The 17,628-nt window shown below is 70.9% G+C and carries 19 protein-coding genes; 9 read left to right on the forward strand and 10 right to left on the reverse strand.

The features are described from left to right. Positions 1 to 95: 95 nt before the first annotated feature. On the reverse strand, positions 96 to 1,016 hold the full coding sequence (locus ASG63_RS09445; RefSeq protein WP_056214916.1) for a L,D-transpeptidase: 921 nt from the start codon (positions 1,014 to 1,016) through the stop codon (positions 96 to 98). 334 nt (positions 1,017 to 1,350) lie between these two features. Between ASG63_RS09445 and ASG63_RS09450 the strand changes: the two genes are divergently transcribed. From ASG63_RS09450 to ASG63_RS09460, 3 genes are all read left to right on the forward strand, one after another. Further along, entirely contained in the window at positions 1,351 to 1,599 is a 249-nt protein-coding gene (locus ASG63_RS09450) for a hypothetical protein (RefSeq protein WP_056214919.1), read from the forward strand. Positions 1,600 to 1,811: 212 nt separating this feature from the next. Beyond that, entirely contained in the window at positions 1,812 to 4,562 is a 2,751-nt protein-coding gene (locus tag ASG63_RS09455) for a PAS domain S-box protein (protein ID WP_056214922.1), read from the forward strand. Between the two features lie 381 nt (positions 4,563 to 4,943). Further along, positions 4,944 to 6,200 (forward strand): MFS transporter, encoded by a 1,257-nt coding sequence (locus ASG63_RS09460; protein WP_056215392.1) that lies wholly within the window; start codon positions 4,944 to 4,946, stop codon positions 6,198 to 6,200. 10 nt (positions 6,201 to 6,210) lie between these two features. Here ASG63_RS09460 and ASG63_RS09465 read toward each other — a convergent pair whose 3' ends face one another. Continuing rightward, complete coding sequence (locus ASG63_RS09465; RefSeq protein WP_082559241.1) at positions 6,211 to 6,975, reverse strand: ComF family protein; 765 nt, start codon at positions 6,973 to 6,975, stop codon at positions 6,211 to 6,213. Positions 6,976 to 7,024: 49 nt separating this feature from the next. Continuing rightward, positions 7,025 to 7,255 (reverse strand): hypothetical protein, encoded by a 231-nt coding sequence (locus tag ASG63_RS09470; protein WP_056214928.1) that lies wholly within the window; start codon positions 7,253 to 7,255, stop codon positions 7,025 to 7,027. 118 nt (positions 7,256 to 7,373) lie between these two features. Between ASG63_RS09470 and ASG63_RS09475 the strand changes: the two genes are divergently transcribed. Continuing rightward, a complete protein-coding gene (locus tag ASG63_RS09475; protein WP_200941245.1) occupies positions 7,374 to 8,252 on the forward strand; it encodes a methyltransferase domain-containing protein in 879 nt (292 codons plus the stop codon). Further along, positions 8,249 to 8,608: a DUF427 domain-containing protein gene (locus ASG63_RS09480; protein WP_056214933.1), complete on the forward strand. Its 360-nt coding sequence runs from the start codon at positions 8,249 to 8,251 to the stop codon at positions 8,606 to 8,608. The genes ASG63_RS09475 and ASG63_RS09480 overlap by 4 nt, the downstream gene beginning before the upstream one ends. Before the next feature lie 13 nt (positions 8,609 to 8,621). On the opposite strand, the gene ASG63_RS09485 is transcribed toward ASG63_RS09480, so the two are convergent. From ASG63_RS09485 to argJ, 4 genes are all read right to left on the reverse strand, one after another. Next, the gene (locus tag ASG63_RS09485) at positions 8,622 to 10,193 is read right to left on the reverse strand and encodes a DUF6880 family protein (RefSeq protein ID WP_244479859.1); all 1,572 of its coding nucleotides are present in this window, start codon (positions 10,191 to 10,193) and stop codon (positions 8,622 to 8,624) included. 84 nt (positions 10,194 to 10,277) lie between these two features. Further along, positions 10,278 to 10,706 carry an 8-oxo-dGTP diphosphatase MutT gene (gene mutT / locus ASG63_RS09490; protein WP_056214936.1) on the reverse strand — a complete coding sequence of 143 codons (429 nt, stop codon included), beginning with the start codon at positions 10,704 to 10,706 and terminating at the stop codon, positions 10,278 to 10,280. Further along, the gene (locus ASG63_RS09495; RefSeq protein ID WP_056214937.1) at positions 10,703 to 11,446 is read right to left on the reverse strand and encodes an SIMPL domain-containing protein; all 744 of its coding nucleotides are present in this window, start codon (positions 11,444 to 11,446) and stop codon (positions 10,703 to 10,705) included. The genes mutT and ASG63_RS09495 overlap by 4 nt, the downstream gene beginning before the upstream one ends. Further along, on the reverse strand, positions 11,443 to 12,693 hold the full coding sequence (gene argJ / locus ASG63_RS09500; RefSeq protein WP_056214940.1) for a bifunctional glutamate N-acetyltransferase/amino-acid acetyltransferase ArgJ: 1,251 nt from the start codon (positions 12,691 to 12,693) through the stop codon (positions 11,443 to 11,445). Before argJ ends, ASG63_RS09495 begins: the two co-directional genes overlap by 4 nt. A gap of 380 nt (positions 12,694 to 13,073) precedes the next feature. Here argJ and ASG63_RS09505 point away from each other — a divergent pair, with 380 nt between their 5' ends. Then, positions 13,074 to 13,508 carry a hypothetical protein gene (locus ASG63_RS09505; protein WP_056214943.1) on the forward strand — a complete coding sequence of 145 codons (435 nt, stop codon included), beginning with the start codon at positions 13,074 to 13,076 and terminating at the stop codon, positions 13,506 to 13,508. Between the two features lie 212 nt (positions 13,509 to 13,720). Here the strand turns inward: ASG63_RS09505 and ASG63_RS09510 are convergent, their stop codons facing one another. Next, the gene (locus ASG63_RS09510; protein WP_056214946.1) at positions 13,721 to 14,239 is read right to left on the reverse strand and encodes a PRC-barrel domain-containing protein; all 519 of its coding nucleotides are present in this window, start codon (positions 14,237 to 14,239) and stop codon (positions 13,721 to 13,723) included. A 192-nt stretch (positions 14,240 to 14,431) separates the two neighbouring features. On the opposite strand from ASG63_RS09510, the gene ASG63_RS09515 reads away from it, so the two are divergent. After that, positions 14,432 to 15,040 carry a glutathione peroxidase gene (locus ASG63_RS09515; RefSeq protein ID WP_056214949.1) on the forward strand — a complete coding sequence of 203 codons (609 nt, stop codon included), beginning with the start codon at positions 14,432 to 14,434 and terminating at the stop codon, positions 15,038 to 15,040. Between the two features lie 4 nt (positions 15,041 to 15,044). On the opposite strand, the gene ASG63_RS09520 is transcribed toward ASG63_RS09515, so the two are convergent. Further along, the gene (locus ASG63_RS09520) at positions 15,045 to 15,269 is read right to left on the reverse strand and encodes a hypothetical protein (protein ID WP_056214952.1); all 225 of its coding nucleotides are present in this window, start codon (positions 15,267 to 15,269) and stop codon (positions 15,045 to 15,047) included. Between the two features lie 120 nt (positions 15,270 to 15,389). Here ASG63_RS09520 and ASG63_RS09525 point away from each other — a divergent pair, with 120 nt between their 5' ends. Both ASG63_RS09525 and ASG63_RS09530 read left to right on the forward strand, forming a co-directional pair. Next, the gene (locus ASG63_RS09525) at positions 15,390 to 15,620 is read left to right on the forward strand and encodes a hypothetical protein (protein WP_244472713.1); all 231 of its coding nucleotides are present in this window, start codon (positions 15,390 to 15,392) and stop codon (positions 15,618 to 15,620) included. Between the two features lie 87 nt (positions 15,621 to 15,707). Then, positions 15,708 to 15,947: a hypothetical protein gene (locus ASG63_RS09530; protein WP_056214955.1), complete on the forward strand. Its 240-nt coding sequence runs from the start codon at positions 15,708 to 15,710 to the stop codon at positions 15,945 to 15,947. 24 nt (positions 15,948 to 15,971) lie between these two features. Here the strand turns inward: ASG63_RS09530 and ASG63_RS09535 are convergent, their stop codons facing one another. Continuing rightward, positions 15,972 to 17,309, reverse strand: coding sequence for a GGDEF domain-containing protein (locus ASG63_RS09535; RefSeq protein ID WP_056214958.1), 1,338 nt, complete (start codon positions 17,307 to 17,309; stop codon positions 15,972 to 15,974). Positions 17,310 to 17,628 lie beyond the last annotated feature (319 nt).

Raw genomic sequence — 17,628 nt, forward strand, 5'->3', positions numbered from 1 at the left:
GCCCGCCTCCGCGCCCGGCGCGGAGCCCGCACCGTCAGGGCGAATATGCAGGCCGCGGCCTCCCCTTCACGACGTGAGGGGGAGGCCGTTTTCCGTCAGCTCAGCACCACCACGCGTGAGCCGATCTCGACGCGGCCGTAGAGATCGATGACGTCCTGGTTGATCATCCGGATGCAACCCGACGACACGCTCTTGCCGATCGACTCCGGCTCCAGCGTCCCGTGAATGCGGTAGAGCGTGTCCTTGTTGCCCTGCCACAGGTAATGGGCCCGGGCCCCGAGGGGATTGTGCGCACCGCCGGGCACGCCGAGACCGCTCTGGAGCTGGGAGACGGAGCGCGCCAGCTTCGGCGTGCGGGCGATCATCTCCTTGGGCGGATACCAGTCCGGCCACATCTGCTTGGAGTTCACCGTCGAGGCGCCGGCCCACGAGAAGCCCTGCTTGCCGACGCCCACGCCGTAGCGACGCGCCCGGCCATTGGGCTGGACGAGGAAGAGGTGATGGGCCCGCGGGTCGACCACGATCGTGCCCGGGGTTTCCGAACCCGTATAGGCGACCTCCTGGCGCAGGAAGGACGGGTTCGCCTTGCGCCAGTTGAAGGCATAGACGGGGAAGGGCTCGTCGGTGACCGCTGCGTAGGCGCGGTTGAAGTCGATGGGACCATCGTCGACGGGCTTGGCCGGAGCGGCCTGCTGCACCGAGGCGGGCGGCACCTGCCGCGGGGCGTAGAGATCCGCATCCGGATCGTCCGCCACGGCGCGGCCGCGCTGGCTGCGCGCCGGTTCGAACCCGCGGTCCGATCCACGCTCCGAATAGGGCACGTACTGGCCGCCCCGGCGACGGTAGAGCCGTCCCTCCTCGTCGCGATAGAGGCGCTCATCGTCGTAGGGGCCATTCCCATCGATGGCGCCGCCGAAGAGGCCGCGCCCCTGCGCGAGGGCGGACCCGACGGGCGTGAGAAGCGCGAGGCTCGTCGTCGCCCCGGTGAGAAGCGTGCGGCGGGTCGTCTGAGGCATGGACGTTGCTCGGGAAGTCGTCGGAGATGGGTCGTTCGAGCCCGGGCCTAGCAAGTCGACGCAGAGCCGTCACGTCATCTGAACGACGGGCAGCCCTGCAGGGGCACCAAAGTTCGGGGGCGATGCAGTGCGGGCACAATCATAGGGTCTGGAAACCATCCGGAAAACCTTCCGAAGACCCGCGCGAATACGCCGGCATCGTGCTTTCACCATGTCTATGAAAAAGCGGTGATCAGCCCCCGGCCGGGATGGGCGATCGATTGCAATGTGCCGCGTCGTGCCGACATAGGTGGTCCTCCGCCAAGCCCTCTCTCGAATACATGGAACGCGACCCGTGCCGGTCCCCCCGCGTCCCCGTCACCGCGCGCGCCCTGCGGCGCTCGCGGTCCTCCTGCTCGTCTTCCTCGTGCCCACGGACGGGCAGGCGGGCCGCAGCCGAACCGCGCGCGTCGCGGAGCCCGCCGCTCCGGTGACGAGTTGGACCTCCAGCGAGCCGGAGAACCCCACCTGCCAGCGCACCCGGCGCAAGCTCTGGCAGGCCGACGAGGGCTGGGTGGTGCGCAGCATCACGGTCTGCCGGTAAGGCGTCCCGCGCACCACCCGAATGCATCCGTGCAAAATTCATTTGCGCGAAATTGATGATCCGCCGGCGGTTGAACGTAGGACAATCGCCCGCGCTTCGCTAAAGCTTGCGGGGCACGCGTCGGATCGACCGCCGTCGGTCCTTTGCGAGGATCAAGGGTGCAGGATCGTCCGAGCCGAAGGGCATCGGGGGGAGCGTGGCCGGAGGGACGATTGAGTAGGACCGGCGATGCGCCCGAGACGGGGCCCGAAGCTCTGGCGCGCTACGACATCCTGGATACCGCGCCCGAGGACGCGTTCGAGGACATCGTGACGCTCGCATCCCGTCTGCTGGAGATGCCGGTCTCCCTGGTCTCCCTGGTGGATACCGATCGCCAATGGTTCAAGGCCCGGGTCGGCTTCGCGCGCCCCGAGACCGCGCTCACGGAGTCGATCTGCGCCCACGCGGTGCGGCAGGACGGGCTCTTCGTCATCCCCGACACGACGCGGGATTCGCGCACCGCGGAAAATCCCCTCGTCACCGGCGAACCGCACGTCCGGTTCTACGCCGGCATGCCCCTGCGCACGCCGGAGGGGACGGCCCTGGGGACCCTCTGCGTCCTCGACACGCGGCCGCGCGAGCTCTCCGAGGCGCAGGGCTTCATCCTGCGCACCCTCGCCGGCCAGGTGATGACCGAGCTCAACCTGCGGCGCGCCCTGAAGGAGCGCCGCGCGAGCGACCGACACAATGCGGCGATCATCGGGAGCGCCATCGATTACGGCATCGTCACCCTGGATCTCGCCGGCCGTGTCACGAGCTGGAATCCAGGCGCCGAATGCGTCCTCGGCTGGAGCGAGGCCGAGATTCTGGGCCAGCCCGCCGACTTCTTCTTCACGCCGGAGGACCGGACGCGCGGAATACCCGATCACGAGATGCGCGTCGCCCGCGATCTCGGCCGGGCCAACGACGAGCGCTGGCACATGCGCAAGGACGGCTCGCGCTTCTGGGGCATGGGCGAGATGATGCCCCTCATGGATGAGGCGGACCGGCAGGTCGGCTATCTCAAGATCCTGCGCGACCGCACGGCCCAGCGCCAGGCGGACGAGGCCCTGCGCAAGCAGACGGCCCTCCTGCAGACCGTCACCGATCACCTCAGCGAGGCGGTGTTCCGCCTGAACGAGGACGACGTCGTCATTTTCGCCAATCCGGCCGCCGAGGCGATGCTCGGCTGGCCCCGCGGCAGCCTGATCGGCCGCAACCTCCACGACACGGCCCATCACCACCATCCCGACGGGCGGCCGTTCCCGCGCGAGGACTGCGAGGTCGTCCGCTCCCTGCGCAGCGGCGTCGCCCTGCGCGACCGCGAGGCGACGTTCTTCCGTCAGGACGGATCACCCATCGACGTCATCACCAGCAACGCCCCCATCGTCGAGGACGGGGTGGTGCAGGGCGCCGTCCTGACCCTGACGGACATCACCGAACGGAAAACGGCCAATGCCCGGCTGCGCCGGAGCGAGGAGCGCCTGAGCCTCGCCCTCAACGCGTCCGGCATGATCGGCACCTGGGACTGGGACCTGCGCGACGACGTGGTCTATGCCGATCCGAACTTCGCGCGGATCTACACCGTGGATCCGGAGCGCGCCGCCCTGGGCGCGCCCCTGGCGGACTACATCCGGAACTTCCACCCGGACGACCTGCCGCGATTCCAGGAGGAGCTCGACCGCCTCTTCGCGGGGGCCAAGGAATTCGCCTGCGAGTATCGGATCCTCCAGCCGGATGGCTCCCATCGCTGGGTGATCGCCCGCGGAAGCCTCGTGCGCGCCGCCGACGGGACGCCGCTGCGGTTTCCGGGGGCGTCGGTGGACATCACCGAGCGCAAGCGCGCCGAGGAGCGTCAGGCGGCCCTGGTCGAGCTCGGTGAGCGCCTGCGGGAGTTGCAGGATCCCGGCGAAATCGCGTTCGTGGCCGCCGAGATCGCGGGTCGGACCCTCGGCTTGACCCGCGCCGCCTACGGTGTCCTGGACGATTCGGGCGTCTATCTCGACATCATCCGGGACTGGACCGTGCCGGGGGCGAGCACCCTCGTCGGACGCCACCGCTACGCCGATTACGGCTCCTACCTGTCGGAGCTGCGCCAGGGGCGCGACGTCGTCATCGCGGACGTGGAGACCGACCCCCGCACCGCCGACCGATTCGAGGCTTTCCGCGCCCTCGACGTGCGCACCGTCATCAACCTGCCGCTGATGGAGCGCGGGCAGCTCGTGGCGGTGTTCTGCCTGCACGATTCGAAGCGGCGGGACTGGACGCCGGACATCCTCGATTTCGTGCGCAACGTGGTCGACCGCACCCGCGCCGCCGTGGCCCGCCTGCGGGCCGAGGAGCAGCAGGAGCTGGTCAACCGCGAACTCAGCCATCGGATGAAGAACCTGCTGGCGATGGTGCAGTCGATCGCGACCCAGACCATGCGCAGCGCCATCGATGTGGACACGGCCAAGGAGGTGCTCGCCGGCCGCCTCATCGCCCTGGGCCAAGCCCATGACCTGTTGATGGGCGGCGCCCTCGGCAGCACCCTGATCGGCCCGGTGGTGCGTGGCGCTTTGAAGCTGCACGAGGATCGCGCGGGCCGTTTCCGCCTCGACGGGCCGGACCTGGAGATCGGTGCCAAGCCGGCCCTGTCCCTGGCGCTGATGCTGCACGAGCTCGCCACCAACGCGGCCAAGTACGGGGCGCTCTCGGATGAGGATGGCCACGTGGCGATCCGCTGGGAGGTCCGCGACGAGGCCGGCGAGCCGACCCTCGCCTTCTCCTGGGCCGAGATCGGCGGCCCCCCGGTGACGCGGCCGACCCGCAAGGGGTTCGGCTCGCGCTTCATCGAGCGTGGGCTCGCCGGCCAGGTCGGCGGCACCATCGCCCTCGATTTCCCCGCCGACGGCGTCACCTGCGCCATCGCCGCGCCCCTGGCGGCCTTCCAGGCCGACGGCTGAGACGGGCTGCGCTCGATCGAAGCGGTCCCCGGATCGGCACGCCTGCGCGGCGCTCGAGCCAAGCCCGGATCCGCCCTCCGGAAGGGATCGAACGACTTTCGTATGAGTCGCCGCATGCCTGCGCCTCGACCCTGGACATTTCCTGGGCAGTGCCGTCTCGCGCGGCAATCCGGCGCCGTGGACCGCCGCAGGCGAAGGCCTGCGCATCGGGTCAGCGTGGCGAGGAACGGCATTCCGAAAAACTGGCACGTTCGGTGCTTGGCTCGATCCGTCGCCGGTCGGCGACGCGCGGAGCAAAGGCGCTCCGCATGCGGACGGCGTGAGTCCGGATCCCTTGGCATGAGCGGCCGCCCTGCGGCCGCGAACCTCGAGACGCACTCCATGGCCAGCTTCAAGACCGTGATGAAATCCGGTCATCCTCCGACCCTGTTTGCCGCCTTCCTCTACTTCGATTTCTGCTTCGCGATCTGGGTGCTCAACGGCGCCATGGGTCCGTTCATCACCGAGACCTACAAGCTGACCCCGGCCCAGACCGGATTCATGATCTCGCTGCCGATCCTGGCCGGTGCGATCATGCGCTTCCCGCTCGGGGTGCTGGCCCAATATATCGGCCGCAAGAACGCCGCCATCACCGAGATGACGGTGATCATGTTCGCGATGGCCTTCGGCTTCTTCTACGTGAACACCTACGACGAGGTGCTCGCCATGGGCGTGCTCCTCGGCATCGCCGGGGCCTCCTTCGGCGTCGCCCTGTCCCTCGGCTCGGGCTGGTTCCCCAAGGAGCACAAGGGCCTCGCCATGGGCATCGCCGGGGCGGGCAATTCCGGCACCGTGCTGGCCGTGCTGTTCGCGCCGCCCCTGGCCCAGGCCTATGGCTGGCAGACCGTCTACGGCTTCGCCGGCTGCGCCATGGCGATCCCGCTCATCGTCATGATCGTCTTCGCCAAGGAGCCGCCGGACGCCGAGCACCAGTCCTTCCGGGAGCACGTCTCCTGCCTGTTCCAGAAGGACGGCTGGGCCTTCAACCTGATCTACATCATCACCTTCGGCGGCTTCATCGGCCTGTCGAACTTCCTGCCGACCTTCTTCTACGAGCAGTTCGCCGTGACCAAGGTCGAGGCCGGCCGGTTGACCATGCTGGCGGCGCTGATGGGATCCGGCATCCGCGTCGCCGGCGGCTACTTCGCCGACCGCCTCGGGGGCATCCTGGTGCTGTCCGTCGTGCTGATCGCCGCGGTGGGCTCGTTCCTGCTCCTGACCGCGTCGCCCTCCCTGGCGCTGACCACGGCCCTGTTCATGCTGTGCTTCGCCGCCCTCGGGGCCGGCAACGGCGCCCTGTTCCAGCTCGTGCCCCTGCGCTGGCCCGCCAACACGGCGGTGGCCGGCTCAATGATCGGCGAGGTCGGAGCCCTCGGCGGCGCCATCCTGCCCAACGTGATGGGCCTGTCGAAGCAGTATACCGGCTCCTTCGCCCTCGGCTTCGTCGGCTACGCCGTCTTCGCCGCGCTCGTGCTGGTCTGCCTGTTGGTGTGGCAGCGCAAATGGGTCGGCACCTGGGTCGGCCCGCGCGGCAAGGTGCTGACGCCGGGCACGCCGGAGCCCGCCGAGGCCGGCCGTCTCGGCCCGCTGACGGCCTGAACCGCGCCCCTCAGCCGATCTCCTCCGCCACCAGCGCGAAGGTCAGGACATCCACCGCCGCCGCGCCGCCGCGCAGGAGCACCCGCGCGGCGGCGTTGGCCGTCGCGCCGGTGGTCATCACGTCGTCGATCAGGAGAATGCGCCGCCCCTGAAGCCGGGGGCGTATCGACTCCGGCACCTGGAAGGCGCCCTGGAGGTTCGTCGCCCGGGCCACCCGGCTCAAGCCGACCTGCGGGCGCGTCGCCTTCACGCGCGCGAGGGCGCCCGGCTCGAAAGGCCGCCCGGCGATCCGGCCGATCCGGCGCGCCAGGAGCGCGGCCTGATTGAAGCGGCGGCGCCACAGGCGCCAGCGGTGGAGCGGCACCGGCACGAGGCAATCCGCGCGGGCGAGGAGCGCCGCGCCGGCCCCCGCCATCATCCCGGCGAGGACGGGGCCGAGGTCCAGGCGGTCCTCATATTTCAGCCGGTGCACGAGGTCGCGGGCGACGCCCTCGTAGAGCGCCACCGCCCGCGCCTGTGCGAAGACCGGGGGATCGGCGATCGCGCGGGGGGACAGCAGGGCGCCGGTTCCGTGATCGACGGCGAAGGGGGTCCCGAAGCGATCGCAGCAAGGCGGCGCGATCAGGCGCAGCCCCGACCAGCAGCAGGCGCAGAGGGCGTGCGGGTCGGCAATGGCGCCGCCGCAGCCGGGGCAGGTCGGCGGATAGACGAGGGCGAGGCCGCCGCGGAGGGCGGCCCGCAATCCCGTGGTGACGGCGCGGGCGGCAGGAGCCATGACGGCCATCCTACCACCCGCACCAAGCGGATGCGACCCCTGGTTGTTCTCAGCGGGTCTGCGGCTGCGGCTGGGCCGGGTTCTGCTCGCGGTCGCGCTTGTTGGCCTGGTGGCGGCCGACGGCGCAGCCGGCCGCGGCGCCGAGGACGCCATGACCCGCCACGTGGCCGGCGACGCCGCCCACGAGGGCGCCCTTGATGCAACCCTTGGCCTCGGCTCCGGTGGTGGCAAGGCTGATGCCCGTGAGGGTGAGGGCCGCGCCGAACAGGATGGACTTCATGGCGTCTGATCTCCTCGATTCGTCGTCGAATCGCTGGGCCTCAACAGCGAGGGACGGAGAGACGTTCCGTCCCGGTAGCGGCTGGCGCCCGCGCCGTCGGCGCTCCATCTAGATCGTGATGACCGCGCCTCCGCTGTTCGATACGGGCCTCGCCCGCCGCCGCCTCGCCCGTGCCCACCGGGCCGGCTATGCCGACTTCCTGCTGCGCCGGGTCGTCGACGATCTCGACGACCGCCTCGGCGCGGTGCTGCGGACCTTCACGGAGGCCGTCGACCTCGGCACCCCCGCGTCCCTCGCCGCCGAGCGCCTGCGCGCCTCCGGCCGGGTCGGGCACGTCACCCGTCTGGCACCCCGGGCGGAGGCCGGCGCGGTGCTGGCCGACCCCGAAGCCCTGCCGCTGGCCCCCGCCCGGTTCGACCTCGCCGTCTCGCTCCTCGCCCTGCAGCACGTCAACGACCTGCCGGGTGCCCTGGCGCAGTTGCGCCGGGCTCTGCGCCCCGACGGGCTGTTCATCGGCTGCCTCCTCGGCGGCCGGACCCTGACCGAGCTGCGCCAGGTGTTTGGGCAGGCGGAGAGCGAGGTGGAGGGCGGCGTCAGCCCGCGCGTGGCCCCCTTCGCCGAGGTCCGCGAGATGGGCAGCCTGCTTCAGCGGGCCGGTTTCGCCCTGCCGGTCACCGACGTCGAGACCGTCACGGTGCGCTACCGCGATCCGATCGCGCTCATGCACGACCTGCGTGCCATGGGGCTGACCAACGTCCTGGTCGACCGCCGCCGGACCCCCCTGCGCCGCGACACGCTTCTGCGGGCCGCCGCGCTCTACGCCGAGCGCTTCGCCGATCCGGACGGGCGCCTGCGTGCCAGCTTCGAGATCCTGTGGCTTTCCGGCTGGGCCCCGCACGAGAGCCAGCAGAAGCCCCTGAAGCCGGGCACCGCCCAGACGCGCCTCGCCGAGGCCCTGGGCACCACCGAACGCAAGACCGAGGGACAGGAATCATGAGAGAGCCCGGACCCGACCATCCGATCACCGTCGCGCCGCATCCGGGGAAGTTGCGTCTCCGGCTCGCGGGGACGCTCATCGCGGAGACCGAGTCCGCCCTCGTGCTCACCGAGGCGAACTATCCGCCGGTCTTCTACATTCCGCGGGCCGATGCCCGATGGGCGCACTTCACCCCGAGCGTCCGCCACAGCCATTGCCCCTACAAGGGTGACGCCCGCTACTTCACGCTGACGACGCCGGACGCCTCCCGGCCAGACGCGGTCTGGAGCTACGAGGCACCCTATCCGGCGGTGGCCGCCATCGCCGGGCATCTCGCGTTCTATCCGGACAAGATCGACCCGATCGAGCAGGACTGAGCAGGCCCGGCCCTCAGTCCCGGACCTGGGACCAGAACGCGGCCTTGCGCCCGTGAAGCCGGCGCAGCGTGCCGCGATAGGCCTCCGGATCCTCCGTCAGCCCGTCGAGGGCCTCGAGGTAGCGGGCCGCGTGGCCGTAGGCGGCGCTGCGGCCGTGCTCGAGGATGGAATCGATGAGCAGGCGGTAGAGCTCGGCCGCCGCCTCCGGCTGCGTCCGCTCCAGGGCCTCGGCGGCGGGCGCCAGGATCTCGTAGCGGCTCCCGTCCCAGCTGCCGCGATGGGCCATCACCAGGCGAGCGGCGCGGGTCGAATTCGGCCAGTGCGTGAGGAAGGCGAGCGCCCGGTACCGGTCCGGATGAGCCACCGCATGATCGAAGGCCCGATCCAGCGCCGCGTCGTCCTCGAAGTCGGGCAGCTTGGCGAGATAGGTCCGCAGCATCGCGGGGTCGAGGTTGCGCCCGAAGGCCTCCCAGCGCAGGGCCTGCGCGGCCTGCGTCTGGCCGAGGCTGTCCAGGATGCGGATCTCCACGGCCTGTCGCGCGCGTTCCGGGGCATCGGGGTCGAAATGCCCGGTGAGCAGTGCCTCCCGGGTGACCACCACCGGTTCCCGCTTCTGCGGACGGCGAATCCAGTCCAGGGCCTCCGGGGCCCGGCCCGCCGCCAGCAGACGCTCGGCGATCCGCACCCGGTCCGGCTGTTCGGGCGACACCGCCTGCTCGAAGGCGATGAAGGCATCGACGTCGCCGGCCCGGTCGGCGAGGGCTTGGCGCATGCGCACGAGGCGGCTGCGGGCGAGCTGAGACGCCCACGCCTTCTCGCCGCCGGTCCGGCCTTCTGCGGCCGGGGGCGTGGCGTCCGCGAGGGCCGCGTCGAGGGGGGGCAGGGCTGCCTCCGGCAGCCGCGGGATCAGGTCGTGCATCAGGGTCTCCACGAAGCCGTACCCGTCGGCGCCGAGGCGGGTCACCAGCCCCGTGGCGACCCCGGCCGCTGCGTCCGCGGGGAGATCGACGATGAGGGAAGCGGCCGCATCGACCGCCCGTTCGTAGACCCCGTGGATGCGCCCGCTCGAATCCTCCGCGCGTCCGAGGACGTCGTTGGCCCCGCCGAGGAAGCGGATCAGCCGGTCGAGGGCCGCCCGCGGGTCCAGGGCGGCGAGCTCGGTCACCACCGTGGTGAGCATGGCGTCGAGATCGGCGGCGAAGGCCCGCTGCTTCTGCCAGTCGATGTAGCCCTGGCCCCGCTCCAGGGCGGTGAGCCGCCGGTCGATCAGCGCCGCGATGGCGTCCGGCCCCTGCAGGCTCGCCACCGCCGCGGTCACCAGCTTCTTGAAGGTCGGGTTCCGCGCCGTCTCCGACAGGACGAGGCCGATCAGGCGCTCCAGCCCGAGCGCGGTCAGGGTCTCGGGGCTCGGCGTGGTCTTTCGCGAGGCGCGCTTAGGCTTGCTCGCGTCGGACTTGGGCTCGCTCGCGGCGCGCTTGGGCGCGCTCGCGGCGCGCTCGGGCTTGCTCGCGGCGGACGTGTCCGCAACGGGCGGCCGAACGGCCGCCGCCTTCGTCGCCGGTTTCGCCGCTGCCCTGCGTGCCATGCACCGTTCTCCCTCTCCCGACAGGGCAAGTCGTTTCCCGACAGGGCAGATCGCGCCGGACGGGATCTGCCCGTCAGAACTGGATCAGGGTCCGAGCAGATCCAGCAGGAAGGGAATCAGCGGCGCATCGGCCGGCGGCATCGGCTGGTCCTTGAGGTCGCGCGGACGCACCCACTTCAGCGCCTGCCCCTCCATGGAGCGCGGCAACCCGTCCCAGCGCCGGCAGATGTAGAGCGGCATCAGGAGGTGGAAGTCCGGATAGGCGTGGCTCGCGAAGGTGAGGGGGGCGAGGCAGGCCTCCTGCACGGTGATGCCGAGTTCCTCGAAGAGCTCGCGGATCAGGGTCTCCTCCGGCCGCTCGCCCGGGTCGACCTTGCCGCCGGGAAATTCCCAGAGGCCGGCGAGCTGCTTGCCGGGCGGGCGCTGGGCGAGGAGCACGCGTCCATCGGTGTCGACCAGCGCGACGGCGACGACGAGGAGGATGCGCAGGGGCGCGGGCGTCGCCGGGGTCATGGGGCGATCGCGAAGGTCGCGGCGACATCGGCGGCGGTCTCGATGGTGCCGGCGACGAGAGGCACCGGCGTGCCGCCGCGCTTGGCGCGCATCGGCGCGGGCGCCGCGAAGGCGATCGGCGACCCCGAGGACGTCGCCGGGGACTGGATCGACACCACCCGCCCGAGGGTGACGCCGGCCGCCTCGGCCAGCCGTTCGGCCTGGGTCCGTGCATCCTTCATCGCCGCGCTGCGCACGGCGCTTTCGGCCGCGTCGGGATCGCGCAGGCCGAAGCCGACGCCGTCGATGCGGTTCGCCCCCCCGTCGAGGGCCCGCCGCATCAGGTCGCCGAGGCGCCCCATATCGGCGAGGCGAACCCGCACCGTGTTGGCGGCGCGGTAGCCGTCCGGCTTCTCGGCGAAGGACCCGTCCGCCTGTCGGACCGAGCGGGTGACCGGCTGCAGCGTCACCGCGGAGGTGCCGAGATCCGCCTCCGGCACCTTGAAGTCGGCGGCCAGCGCGAGGATCGCCTTCGCGGCGGTGCTGGCGCCGTCGAGGGCGGCGGCCGGGGTCGCGCCCCTGGCCTCGACGCCGATCTCCACCGAGGCGAAGTCCGGTGCCACTTCGGAGCGGGCGCGTCCGACGACGCTGATCCGGCCCTCGGCGAGCCCCGGCCTGTCCTCGGCCCGCGCCGCGCCCGGGACGTCGAGCAGGACGAGCGCCAGGAGGGCGGAGAGGGCGACCGCCTGGGTGCGCCTCATGAGCGGTAATCCCCGTTGATCTCGATGTAGAGCTTGGTCAGGTCGCAGGTCCAGACGCGTGCGCTGCCCTCGCCGAGACCGAGATCGACCCGCACGGTGACGTCGGACTCGCGCATCACGGCGCTCGCCGCCGCTTCGCTGTAATCGGGATCGCGGGCGCCCGCGCGCGCCACGCGCACGTCGCCGAACCAGATCGCGAGGCGGTCGCGGTCGGCCGGCTCGCCGGCCTTGCCCACCGCCATCACCACCCGGCCCCAGTTGGCATCCTCGCCCGCGATGGCGGTCTTCACCAGGGGCGAGTTGGCGATCGACATCGCGATGCGGTGGGCCGAGGCGTCGCTGGTCGCCCCCGTGACCCGCACGGTGACGAATTTGCGGGCCCCCTCGCCATCCCGGGCGACGAGCTGGGCCAGATCGACCAGGAGGTCGTCGAGGGCGGCGCGGAACCCGGAGAGGCGCGGATCGCCGGCGTCGGACATCGCGGCGTTGCCGGCCGCACCCGTCGCGAACAGCATCAGGGTGTCGGAGGTGGAGGTGTCGCCGTCGACGGTCACGCAGTTGAAGCTGGTGGCCGTGCCGGCGGAGAGGAGCGCCTGGAGCACCCCCTGGGGCAGGGCGGCATCGGTGAAGACGAAGCTCAGCATCGTCGCCATGTCGGGGGCGATCATGCCCGCGCCCTTGGCGATGCCGTTGAGGGTGACGGTGACGCCGTCGATGGTGGCCCGGCGCGTGGCGAGCTTGGGGAAGGTGTCGGTGGTCATGATGGCCTGGGCGGCCGCGGCCCAAGCCTCGGCGCCGTCCCGGGTCCGCCCGGCGCAGTCAGCCAGCACGCCCTCGAACTTGGTGGCGTCGAGGGGCTCGCCGATCACGCCGGTGGAAGCGATGAAGATCTCCTCGGGCCGGCACTGTGCCGCCTCGGCGGCGATCCGGGCCGTCAGTGCAACGGCCTCGCGCCCGCGCAGGCCCGTGAAGGCATTGGCGTTGCCGGAATTCACCACGAGGGCTCGGGCACCCGCACTGCCCAGCGCCTCGCGGCACCAATCCACCGGAGCGGAGGGGCATTTCGAGCGGGTGAACACGCCGGCCGCCTGCGTGCCCGCGGCAAGCGCCACGTAGAGCACGTCGGTCCGCCCGGAATAGCGGATGCCCGCCTGCGCGGTCGCGAGCCCGACGCCGCGAATCGCCGGGAGCTGCGGTTGTGTCTGGGGCGCCAGCGGCGAGACGGGGGGGCTCTTGGCAGACGACATGGGCGAGGGCTCCGGATCTCCGCGGCCGTCTCGGGCGCGCGGCGAGGCCGGTGTTGCCCCGCGCGCGCCGTCCGCGTCAACCGCGACCACCGTCATCCCCCTGTCGCATCGGACGCGCCGGCCACGAGTCCTGTCAGACCAGGGACTTGTCCAGGGGATCCGCTTGCAGACCTGAGCCAGTGCTGCGGTGCAGCATCGTGTCGTGCGGGACTTCTCCGGGTCGACGGTCCGGGACATCAGACGAAGGCGGGCCCGAAAGACACTCGCCTCGGCAGGATGGGGGGCTTGTCTGTACGAGCGAACGTGACATAGCATGCTGCGACGCACAGTTTCCGAGGTGATCGGCACGGATGTCCAGGCGCGAGGGGGGAGTCTCGACTATGGAACGACCGACTTCGCCAGGTGGCGCCTACGGCGTTCAGGTTCTGATCGCCGGTCGCCAGAAGCATTGGCGCGATGAGGTGACGTCGCAGATTCGACGAGCGGGCTTCGCGGCCACCACGGTGGATTGCGGCGTCGACGCGATGACGGTCCTGGCCCTCGGCCTTCCCGTCGATGTTCTCGTGACGGACGTCAGCCTGCAGGGTAAGCTCTGCTGCCAGAAGCTGGCCTTGGAAGCCCGTGCTCTACGCCCGGACCTGCGCATCGTCTTTGCCAGCGACCTGGAATCGCTGGCGAGCGAAGACGATCCGACGCCGTGGCTCGAGGAGCTGTTCGACGCCCAATTCCCCGACGACCGCGACGGCCTGATCGCGGTCCGGCGCATCGACAACGTCGCCAGCACGGTGCGGGACGCTCTGCGCAGCCCTGCCTGATCTCATCCGCCTTCGCTGCACGCGACCGGCTCTTCGAAACCGTCCCCTTCGGGATCGACCGGCGGTGCCGTTGGCCTCCGATTGGCGAGCCGAATACCCCAACGACGTGACGGTTTTCTGACGGTCCGTTGCGGGTCAGACCTGCGATGCCCGGAAACGAAAAACGCCCTCGCAGGGATGCGAAGGCGTCCGTTCAACCCATCCGGGCCGGATCACTGCGCCTTGGGGGCGTCCGCCGGCTTCGGATTGGCATCCGTGTTCGTCTTGGTGGCATCCGCATTGGGCTTGGCCTTGCCGAGGTAGACGTATTCCGGCGCGGCGCGGAGCTGGTCCTTGTTGGTGTCGATGGTCGCCTTCAGGGTGGTGTCGTCGACGCGGACGAGCTTCATGGCGCTCGGGTCGATGGCCACGTACTTCGTGCCGATCCCGAGGAAGCCGCCGACGCCGACCACCCACGACTTGACCGTATTCTTCTCGTCGAGCACGACGTCGGCGATCTCGCCGATGGTCTCGTTGGCGGCGTTCTGGATGGTCAGGCCAACCAGCTTCGACGTGACCATGTCGCTCTTGTTCTGCACCACGAAGGTGGGGCGCAGATCGTTGGCGAGGGTCGCGGGGGCGGCCTGGACCGGTGCCGGCGAGGCGGCGGGCGCGGTGGCATCCGGCGACTGAGCGAGGGCGAGGGTGGCGCTGGCAGCGAGGAGAGTCGTGCCGAGCAACAGGCTGCGCATGGACGAAGTCTTTCGAAAGGTCGGGCCGAAGGGCGAACGAGGGGGGCCGTGGTGCCACAGCTCAAGTTCAAGCTTCCGCCAAAGGTTCCCGCGATCCGGCATGGTGAATGGACGAACGCCGGTCGGGCCTTAGATTTCTCGGTCCAAGGGGCGGCGGAACCGGTCCGCGCGCCCGCCACGGGGTGCCGCACCATGTCGAACGTCCTGCTGCCCAACGCCCGGCCCGCCAACGCCCGGCTCGCGCGGTTGCCGCGCCGTCACGCCCTCGCGTTGCTCGGTGGGGCCCTCGCCTGCGGTGTCCGCCCGGCCGTGGCCGACGCCAGGAAGGCGGGCGACTTCGCCTTCGAGACGCCGGAGGGCGGAACCCTGCCGCTCTCGGCCTATGCCGGTCGGCCCATCCTCGTGGTCAATACGGCTACGGCCTGCGGCTATGCCGGGCAATTCACGGGGCTGCAGGGCCTCTGGACCCGCTTCGGTGACCGGGGCCTCACAGTCATCGCGGTGCCGTCGCCCGATTTCGGCAACCAGGAACCCCTGGACGGCGTCGCCATCGCGGAGGCCGCCCGCAAGAACCATGGCGTGACCTTTCCGGTCACCGCCAAGACCCATGTCCGGGGTCCCGCCGCGCATCCGTTCTATCGCTGGGCGGCCGCCGAGAAGCCCGGCAGCACGCCCGGCTGGAACTTCCATAAGTATCTGGTCGACCGCGACGGCAGCCTGATCGGCGCCTTCCCGTCCTCGGTCGAGCCCAACGATCCGCGCATCGTCACCGCGATCGCCAACGCGCTGCCCGCCGCCTGAGCGTTCAGCGCGGGATGTCCCGGGGCGGGCGCAGGGACCCCGGTGGAGGCGGTGCGCGGCGGGGGCGCCGGGCCCGCTCCGACGTCCCGCGCACCGGCGGCGAGGCGTAGTTCGAGGCGAAGGGATTGGCCGGGGTGCGATCGGCGCTGCCGAACAGGCTGAACTCCGCCCAGGCGCCCTGGTCCGCGCCCAGCAGCGTCAGGAGGAGAGCGAGGCAAAGGCGGCGCATGCGTGTTCCCGGGGTCGGCTGACTGCCTTGTCCCGATATCGCAAACCCCCACATCCCGCGAGAGGCCACCCCGGAATCACCCTGAGATCCGGGCTGGCGCGGGACGGGTCGAGGAACGGGATGATGAAGCCGCACCGGTTCGAGCAGGCGGGTATCGTCTTCGAGATCGCCTTCGAGCGGGCGCCGGAGGGCTGGGTCGCCCATATCCGCCGCTCCGACAGCGAAACCACCCACGCGATCGGGTTTCCCGATGGGCCGGGCTACGACCCCGCCGATGTGCGCGGTTCGCTGATCGCGGGCTGCGCGGCGGCGCTTCCCAACCTGTCCTGGGCGAGCCCGACCCGACACTGAGCGGAACCTCCCGAACCGCCCCGTGTTCGCCCTCCCGGATGCTGCGCTCGCAGACGCGCGGGTGCGTGAAACGGGAAGGAACAGCCGATGTCCGAGATCACCTATCGCATCGTCGAGCACGATGGCGGCTTCGCCTACAAGGTCGGCGACGTGTTCTCAGAGACCTATCCGAGCCATGACGAGGCCCTGCAGGCGGCCCAGGCCGCCGCGGCCGAGCAGCAGGTTCCGGGTTCGACGGAGGGCATCCGCTACCAGGACAGCCAGGGCGTCTGGCACGACGAGACCGCCCAGGGCAACGATCGTCCGACGGCGCGCGTGGTCGATTGACGTCCGGTCCCGGTCCGGCGGCGCTCAGGCCGAGCGTCGCCGGGGCGGGGTCCCACCGGCCGGCCAGGCGGCCAGGGTCGGCTCGACCTCGAGGCCCGGTCCGGTCCCCGCGCGAGAGGGCGCGCCCTCACATTTGGTGCGGTTGCGCCCCGCCGACTTCGCCCGGTAGAGCGCCGCATCGGCGGCCTCCACCAGGGCGGCCGGGGTCTCCGCGCCGTCCGGGCTCGCCGCGACGCCGACGCTGACGGTGACGTGGTCCAGGCCGTCGCCGCGCCCGGCATGGGGCAGGGCGAGGGCATTGAGCGACTGGCGGACCCGCTCCGCCAGGACGATGGCCGCCGCGCTGTCGAGGCCCGGCAGCAACAGGGCGAATTCCTCGCCGCCGTAGCGCGACACGAGGTCGGCGGTCCCGCTGACCCGGGCGGTCAGCAGCCGCGAGATCTCGCACAGGCAAGCATCGCCCGCCCCGTGTCCGTAATGGTCGTTGAAGCGCTTGAAGTGGTCGACATCCACCAGCATCAGGGCGAACGGATCGCCGTCGCGTGAGGCCTGCCACAGGGCTTCGAGACGCTGCGAGAAGGCCCTCCGATTGGCAAGGCCCGTGAGCGGGTCCGTGGTCGAGAGACGGGTCAGCCGGGCGTTGGCGACCACGAGCTGCTGCGCCCGCAAGGATTCCCGCAGCGTGTAGAGGTAGTTGCGTCGGTTGGCGCTCTCGATCTCATGCGCGGCCCCCAGACTGAAGGCGATGCCGATCAGCATGTCGAGCCGGACCAGGCCCGCCAGATCCGGGGCAATCTCCGGGTGGGCTGCGATGGCGAGGCCGCCGGCGAGCGCGGTCGTGCCGGAGACGATGCAGGCCCAGGTGAACCGGAGCGCCAGGGAGATGTTGGCGAAGATCACCGTCAGCCAGATCGCCGTGGTCGCGTGGGCGACGTTGGGTCCGTGGCCGAGCCAGAGCGTGAGCACCGGGATCGTCACCGCTGCCAGGACGCCGAGGCCGCACAGGGCCTCCCGAATGGGGGCGCTCACCCGGCTCAGGCCCACGAAGATCCCGATGGCCAGCGGCGTCATCACGGCGAACCGCAGGACCAGGTTCAGCATCGCGACGTCGGGCGTGGTGACGAAGGCGGCCCCGGCATAGAGGTGGAAGACCGCGAGGCCGATGAGGGTGGTGCGCCGCAGGTGCCGAACCCGCCGGCGTCCGGTCTCCGCCTCGAACCGGCTTTCGAGTTCGGCCGGGAAGACGAGGCGCCAGCGCGTCGCCTGCAGCGTCCGTTCGATGAGCACCAGCAGACGGTCGCTGGCGCGAAACGACAGGGAGCCCGGATCGTCGGACGATCGGGCAGCAGACGAAGCGATCACGCGCGGAAAAATCCATGGGCAAGCGGGCGGCGGGCAGGCGGGCGACGGGCAGGCGAGCCACTTCGGCTCCCGGGCGAAGAGTTCGGCCCCCGGGCCAAGAGTTCGGCTTCCGGGCCAAGAGTTCGGCTCCCGGGCCAAGCGTTCGGCCCCACGGGCAAGAGTGACCGCAACTCCTAACGGCATGCTTGCCCCGATCGCTAAAATCCGAGCGATCGATGGCACAGAATGACCAGGACGTGTATAAATGTGCCTGACAATCGTGGGATGTGACGGTGCCCGACCGAATGGACGATTGCCTCCCGGGGGCCACCTCGTGCAT

Source organism: Methylobacterium sp. Leaf94, assembly GCF_001426045.1.
GTDB lineage: Bacteria > Pseudomonadota > Alphaproteobacteria > Rhizobiales > Beijerinckiaceae > Methylobacterium.